Genomic DNA, 6,536 nt, shown 5'->3' on the forward strand with positions numbered 1-6,536 from the left:
TTCCTTCCTAAAACGTTTCTTGAGTTTTATCATTGTAAGCCTTTAAAAAATCGTCAGATAACGCCATAGCGCCTTTAGCATTAACATCATGCGCTAGCTCCTCATGAAGGCTTTGGTATATCTTCCAACATTTTGCTTCTGACTGGCCTGGAATAATCTTTAATACATTAGAGTTTTCATTTACTTGCTGGGTGATCTGCTGGGGAGAAACCTGCTCTAAAATCCCTTTAAGTACACCATCAGCTCCTGCTAATAAAGCATGTTCATGTCTTCGTGTATCAGTAAAACTTTCTTTAATCGATTCACGAGACGACAGGAAGCTTGCACTATTTCTTATGAATAAATTCTGAATAACATCATCAATATCAGCAGAAAATTTTATAGGGTTATTTTGCTTTGTTTGAAACATGGTTTGATTCAAACGTAATTGATTTTTTACCAATGCTCGTTGTCTTAATGACTCCATCAGCTCGTTTAATAATAAATTTAAACTTTGCCCCATTTCAAACCACAACTCTGGTGTATTAAGGGCATTTTGAAGCTCAGTTTTAACACCTAAACCTTTTAAAAACGCCTCAGATAAAGCAGAATTAGCGCTTGCGGTACTAGCGTGTGTTTGCGTTTGTTTTACTGGCTGCTTAACGGGTTCTGGTGTTTTTTGTGGCTCAACTTTAACGGGTTGCTCTGCCACTGCAACATCATCAAAATGGTTTTGCGGTGAGACTGACACATCAGGGTTCATTAAATGTGATAATCCATCCCAATTTTCAGGAATTTGATTATCAGGCTGTGCCATGTTTTCTTCTTTCATTGAAACAGCAGGCATTGACTCATCTAAAATAGATTCATTTAAAAATAAGTCACTTGAAGAAAAATTATCTATTTCAGGTGCCGGGGCACTATTTCTTAGTGCAAAGTCATCCGTACTTGGGCGTGCTTCAGTGTATGCTGTCGTAGATTGAGAATCAGCTAACTCGACTTCAATTTGAAAGTCCCCCACAGTAATCACATCACTGTGCGCTAAACGGTGTTTATTGCCTTGACCAAGCGCAGACACGCCAAAATTAACAAACGTTCCGTTAGTAGAGGTATCGTATAAGTAAAACGAATCGCCTTCTTTTTCAATACGGCCGTGACGACTAGAAATTATTTTTTCAGGATCAGGCAAGTGCCAATCGCACGCTTCCGAGCGGCCAAAAATAAGAGAGTGTTTAGTTGTTTTAGAAGCTTCAATTTCAGGCGAGAGTCTATGATAACTAGTTATATTTAGTATCAGTTCCATTTGATAAGTTAGTCCCATAAATCTACATTTTTATTAGGATAAAGTAGAAGCGAAACTATTGTCAACATTGAAATTAATATATAAAAATATACACATATATTTAATTTTGAAGACAATGATAAATTTAATAAACCTAAAAACATGAAATCCAATAATTAAATTACCGTTTGAATGTTCCTTTTTCAGCACACTGCAACAAACTTAATCCCAAACAAAATAAAGTGAAAAATTACCGATGAATGTACCTTTTACGCCTTTTACAGCCCTTTTAAGCACGTTATTTTTTAAGTTTAAAAATAAAAACAAATTTTAAGTGAGTTAAAACAGGCGACATAATTAATTTTGTATGAAACTTCTACGCTAGAAAGATTGCTAAAGTAATCTTTTTTTGTAAAAATACTGCCGTTATCAAAGGGAGAATTGATAAAAACGATAAAAATTCACCTTTGCAATTATTTATATATACACAATAAAAGGATTTATAATGAGCGGTATCAATAATTCTAACGATAAAACTCAGATAGCGTCGCTTGATTCAAATCTCAAAAAACCCCAAGCTAAAAATAAGCTCAATCTAATTGGCAAAAAAATATCTGCTCGTTACTTGGTTGAAGAATTAATTGGCCAAGGCGGTATGTGTTATATCTATCGCGCAAGGGATTTATTTTTAGAAAGCCCAAGCCGCCCTGAAGTGTTTGTGGCGATAAAGGTGTTACTCGAAGAGTTTTCACACTCAGAAGAGGCCATCACTCTCCTAAAAGATGAAACCACTAAAACACAACAGTTAGCTCACCCTAATATAGTTAAAGTCTATTCAGCAGGTTCAGATGGCGATCTTCACTATGTAACAATGGAGCTTGTTGAAGGCGAAACACTTGAGCAAATAATAAAAAGAAATAAACCCACTGGCATGGTGTTTAAAAAAGCCAAAGTGATTTTAGAGCAGTTAGCTGATGCACTGATTTACGCGCATGCACGCGGTGTTATCCACAATGATTTAAAGCCATCGAATATTATTTTTGATTCTAACGGCAACTTAAAAGTACTTGATTTTGGTATTGCGAAACATAAAACCATTGAAGATGCCTATGCTGTTCAAAACCAACAAAATGCCGCAGTTGTAGGTGGTTACACCCCCACCTATGCAAGCCCGGAGCAACTTAAAGGTGCAGAAGCATCAGTTAAAGATGATGTATTTTCTTACGCATGTATAGCCCTTGAACTATTAAGCAGCAAACATCCATTTAACCGCGTAGCAGCCGATAAGCTAGCAAAAGATGCCACGGCCAAACGCCCTAGTAACTGCCCATTATGGTTGTGGGGTAGCTTAAATAAAGCAATTGCATTAAACGCTTCTGATAGATTAAGTTCACTCGACCCCATTACTGCTAAATTAAACCATAATTACAAACCAGCTATCGCACTAGTAGCAAGCTTAGTGATTGCTACAGTATTAGCAGGGCAATATTACTTATCTAACGATAACAATGTAAAACAGCTCGAAGCAAAATTAGACAATGCTCAGGCGATAAATCAGCAAGTAAAAACGTGGATGTCGTGGAATGGCCCAAGCATACTCGATAAGCTTTCTGAAATACCGCCGCAATACGAAGTTTTAAAGCAAGGCTTATTGCGTGTAAATCAAGAGAGTGTTTTGCAAAGCTTTGATGGTATGGCTAATCAGCTAAATAATAGTGGTGATAAGTTTAAAAACTTCGATGAAACAATAGATGTATACACTCAGGCACTTGAATACTACCCAGATTCAGAAAAGCTTTCTGTGCAACTGGAAAGCATTTTAAGAGAAAGACAATCTATTATTTTTGATATTACATCGCGAATTAATTTACTTTTAGAGCAATCTCGTTATAACGAAGTTGATAACAATAGTATTCCTCAGTTAATTATCGATTTAAAACAGGTCGATGACACGTACGTCTATCAGCCTTCACAAATTCACTTTGATAACTACAAGCTAGCGCTCGACAAAGCTATACAAGAAGACGACGTTATTGCACAAAAAGCGTTATTAAACGTAGGGAAAGCCATCTTTACTAATACGCAAAAAGAAGAGCTGCAATTTGCTGAGCTGCTCAAAAGAGAGTCGGCAATCGATGCTCTCACCTTGTATCAGGAAAAAGTAAATAAAGGCCAGCAAGCACAATTTCCAACTGCAGATGCTGTTGTATTTTATCAGCCACGCTTTAATCGCTACACAGAAAAGCTGGAAGGCATTGAACAATACAAAGAACTATTAGAATTTGAAGAGCAGATTAACGTGGAGTCAGTGGATTTACCATCAGACTTTTCGCTTTTGGTTTCTTTAAAGCAAGAGTTATCTAAACGATACATTACAATGGCGAATACCTTAATGAAGAGAAAAATGTATCGTACTGCTGAACAACTAGTAGAGCGAAGTGAAGCCATTACTCAATCACTTGATAATGTTTTATTGTAACTTATAAACAGTAAAGCAAAGCGATTGTGGCTTTGCTTTTACAATACACTTTAAAAGTTGATGAACACTTAGTTTTACCGACGAAAGTCAAGGACGACGAGTTAAGCTAACGCTTGTACTCCTCCATGATATTTCGCAATTTTAATTACTATAATGATTTATGGAGTACCAATGAAAAAAATAACCGCACTTGCAGCATTACTCATCTTAAGTGGCTGTGCAAACACTTCAAATATGAATGAAACTGAACAAAAAGTTGAAGACAATGTTGCCGATGTTCAGGCTGAAGTAGCCGAAGTGGTTGCTCCAATCTCACTTACCGTAATTACTAACCCTAATGACGCTCGCGTACGTATTATGAATATCAAACCGGTATACCAAGACGCGATCGAACTAAAAGAAGGTGAATACGATGTTGAGGTAAGCAAACCAGGTTACCAAACTTATCGTAAGTGGGTTGTGGTTGATAAAAAAACCATACTTACAGTAGAGTTAGATGAAGTAGCCAAAACTGAAGCTGCAAACTAAACACCGTGTAAAATTGTATTTATGCCTTTAAATACACATTAATTTAAAGGCATAACTCTCATGTTTACTGCAAAAAATGTAATAGCCCCTATTACACTCACATTCCCAACAATACACAGCCATAACACCACTATAAAACGACGTTTTTGCGATTTATGCCTAAGCCATTGCTGTGCAATGAGTGCGCCGGGCCAACCGCCTAGTAACGACAGTAACTGAAGCGTGCGCTCGGGTGTGCGGTTTACTTTTTTATGCGCTGATAGTTTAGCTTGTCGTTTATCCCATGCGTACATTATAAAAGTAAAAAAGCTTAAACCTGTAAAGTAGCTTGGTATATAAATGCTCATATTATAAAGCCAATGAGCTTGCCATACTGCGACCAAAAAAAGCAGTGAGAAGGTGATTAATGTTTTCTTTATCAATTCATGATCGCCTATACTAAAAAGAGTTAAACCAAAATAATAAGAGCCAAATTATGACATACTTTAAAGCCCTATTTTTAGTATTATGCTTATACGCCTTTAATAGCTACGCCGCTGATACCCCAAGTAACCTTGATAAAGAACTCGCTGTATTTAAACCTTATTTAGGTACATGGCAGGCCGATTTTGACGTACCTAAAGGTGCAAAACCTGTACAAGATGTTGGCCACTGGGAGCGCGCATTAAATGGTAAAGCTATACATACCAAGCACTCTATTAATGAAGGTGAGTATGGAGGGGAATCAATGATTTTTTACGACAGTAAAAAAGAGTCATTGGTGTTTTACTATTTTACTACCGCAGGTTTTTACACAAAAGGCACCATGAAAGTGCTCAGTCCTACCCAATTTGTAGCGTATGAAGAGGTAACAGGCAGTAAAGAAGGTATTACTAAAGTGCGCTCGATCAGCGAACTAAAAAACGATACGTTTGTAGTTTCAACTTCTTATTTAAAAAAGGGTGAGTGGACTAAGCCCGAGCAGCGTACTTATACACGCAGCACTAAAGCCGTTAAATTTAAATAATGGCCATTCGCTTAAAACACAAAAAGGCAGCCTAAGCTGCCTTTGTTATTTATAAAACCGCTATTATTTAGCAAACTTTTTAAATGGTTCGTCAACTGGTGTATCAGCAAGGTGGTTAGTGTAGTTGCTCATTACTTTTTGCGATAAGCCTACAACAATTTCTAGTAGTTGCTGTTTACCGTAACCTGCTGCAAAAAACTTTTCAATTTGCTGATCGCTAATTACGCCGCGATCGCGTGTCATTGCAAGTGTGGTTTCACGTAGTGTTTCAAGTTTTGCATCTGCAAGTGGTGTTTTGTTTACTAGGGCATCAACAATATCTTGGTCTACATTCATTGAAGCGGCAATTGCGCTGTGTGCTGGTACACAGTAATGGCACTCGTGCTCAACATTAATTGTTTGCCATACCACAGTTAGCTCTTCTGCGTTAAACGAGGTGTTTTGAAATAACTCGTGCAGTACTTGGTAACCTTTAAGTAGCGTAGGCGCTTCGGCCATTACGGCGTGAAGGTTAGGCAACATGCCAAATGCTGCTACTGAATCAGCCATAAGCGATTTTGATTCTTCTGGTGCGTTGTCTTGAGTATATAACGTAAATTCTGCCATGTTCTGCTCCAATAAATTAATGTGTTTGAGTAACCTAGTGTCAGGTTAAGTAACTTCGAGACACATACTATTTGATTTTGAGCGACCGTTCAAGTTAAAATTGAGCATACGTTCAAAATAGTTGAGATTAAAATGGCAAACAAAGTTAAATTTGAGCGCGATAATGTAATTCGCGTTGCAAGCCAATTGTTTTGGGAAAAGGGGTTTAACGCCACCTCAACCCGCGATTTACAAGAAGCCATTAACATGCGCCCAGGCAGTATATATGCGGCGTTTGGCTCTAAAGAAGGCCTATACAGCGAGTCTTTAAAAGACTACACAGTACAAATGAAAAGCCAAATTGATGGGTTTTTAGCAAGTTCTGACTCTGTTTTAGGTGGTTTGCGTGCGTTTGTAGAAAACGTAATTATTAAAACCAAAGACTGTAGCCCAAGTGCTATTTGTATGTTGGTAAAAGCAAACAGCGAATTTGCAGAAAAAGACGCCTCGTTATACGAGCTAAGCCTAGATCTATCAGCAAAGTTTGAAGCCTACTTAACCACCTTGTTTGCTCAAGCCATTAAAAATAATGAGCTAAGCAGCAACCTTACCGCGCTTGAATACGCGCAGTTTTTTCAGGTGCAATTTACTGGGCTGCGTGGCTATTTTAACCGCCC

7 protein-coding genes are annotated in these 6,536 nt (G+C 37.7%); 4 read left to right on the top strand and 3 right to left on the bottom strand.

The annotated features are described in order from the left end of the window. Positions 1–7 precede the first annotated feature (7 nt). On the bottom strand, positions 8–1,282 hold the full coding sequence (gene tagH, locus B2R65_RS03505; protein WP_286741149.1) for a type VI secretion system-associated FHA domain protein TagH: 1,275 nt from the start codon (positions 1,280–1,282) through the stop codon (positions 8–10). Positions 1,283–1,766: 484 nt separating this feature from the next. On the opposite strand from tagH, the gene B2R65_RS03510 reads away from it, so the two are divergent. Both B2R65_RS03510 and B2R65_RS03515 read left to right on the top strand, forming a co-directional pair. Next, a complete protein-coding gene (locus tag B2R65_RS03510) occupies positions 1,767–3,740 on the top strand; it encodes a serine/threonine-protein kinase (RefSeq protein WP_096042734.1) in 1,974 nt (657 codons plus the stop codon). Positions 3,741–3,911: 171 nt separating this feature from the next. Beyond that, positions 3,912–4,268 (top strand): PEGA domain-containing protein, encoded by a 357-nt coding sequence (locus tag B2R65_RS03515; RefSeq protein ID WP_096042733.1) that lies wholly within the window; start codon positions 3,912–3,914, stop codon positions 4,266–4,268. A gap of 38 nt (positions 4,269–4,306) precedes the next feature. Here the strand turns inward: B2R65_RS03515 and B2R65_RS03520 are convergent, their stop codons facing one another. Beyond that, positions 4,307–4,690: a DUF1294 domain-containing protein gene (locus B2R65_RS03520; RefSeq protein WP_286741153.1), complete on the bottom strand. Its 384-nt coding sequence runs from the start codon at positions 4,688–4,690 to the stop codon at positions 4,307–4,309. Between the two features lie 53 nt (positions 4,691–4,743). Between B2R65_RS03520 and B2R65_RS03525 the strand changes: the two genes are divergently transcribed. Beyond that, the gene (locus tag B2R65_RS03525) at positions 4,744–5,274 is read left to right on the top strand and encodes a hypothetical protein (RefSeq protein ID WP_055255511.1); all 531 of its coding nucleotides are present in this window, start codon (positions 4,744–4,746) and stop codon (positions 5,272–5,274) included. 63 nt (positions 5,275–5,337) lie between these two features. Here B2R65_RS03525 and B2R65_RS03530 read toward each other — a convergent pair whose 3' ends face one another. Next, positions 5,338–5,880, bottom strand: coding sequence for a carboxymuconolactone decarboxylase family protein (locus B2R65_RS03530; RefSeq protein ID WP_029773647.1), 543 nt, complete (start codon positions 5,878–5,880; stop codon positions 5,338–5,340). Between the two features lie 132 nt (positions 5,881–6,012). Between B2R65_RS03530 and B2R65_RS03535 the strand changes: the two genes are divergently transcribed. Beyond that, positions 6,013–6,536 (top strand): TetR/AcrR family transcriptional regulator (locus B2R65_RS03535; RefSeq protein WP_286741157.1); only part of this gene is annotated, 524 nt, incomplete at its 3' end.

The organism is Pseudoalteromonas sp. UBA2102 (assembly GCF_002331165.1).
In the GTDB taxonomy this organism is placed as follows: domain Bacteria; phylum Pseudomonadota; class Gammaproteobacteria; order Enterobacterales; family Alteromonadaceae; genus Pseudoalteromonas; species Pseudoalteromonas atlantica.

Coding starts and splice junctions, on each gene's coding strand:
- B2R65_RS03510 (WP_096042734.1), top strand. CDS start 1,767: ATGAGCGGTATCAATAATTCTAACGATAAAACTCAGATAGCGTCGCTT.
- tagH (WP_286741149.1), bottom strand. CDS start 1,282: ATGGAACTGATACTAAATATAACTAGTTATCATAGACTCTCGCCTGAA.
- B2R65_RS03530 (WP_029773647.1), bottom strand. CDS start 5,880: ATGGCAGAATTTACGTTATATACTCAAGACAACGCACCAGAAGAATCA.
- B2R65_RS03525 (WP_055255511.1), top strand. CDS start 4,744: ATGACATACTTTAAAGCCCTATTTTTAGTATTATGCTTATACGCCTTT.
- B2R65_RS03515 (WP_096042733.1), top strand. CDS start 3,912: ATGAAAAAAATAACCGCACTTGCAGCATTACTCATCTTAAGTGGCTGT.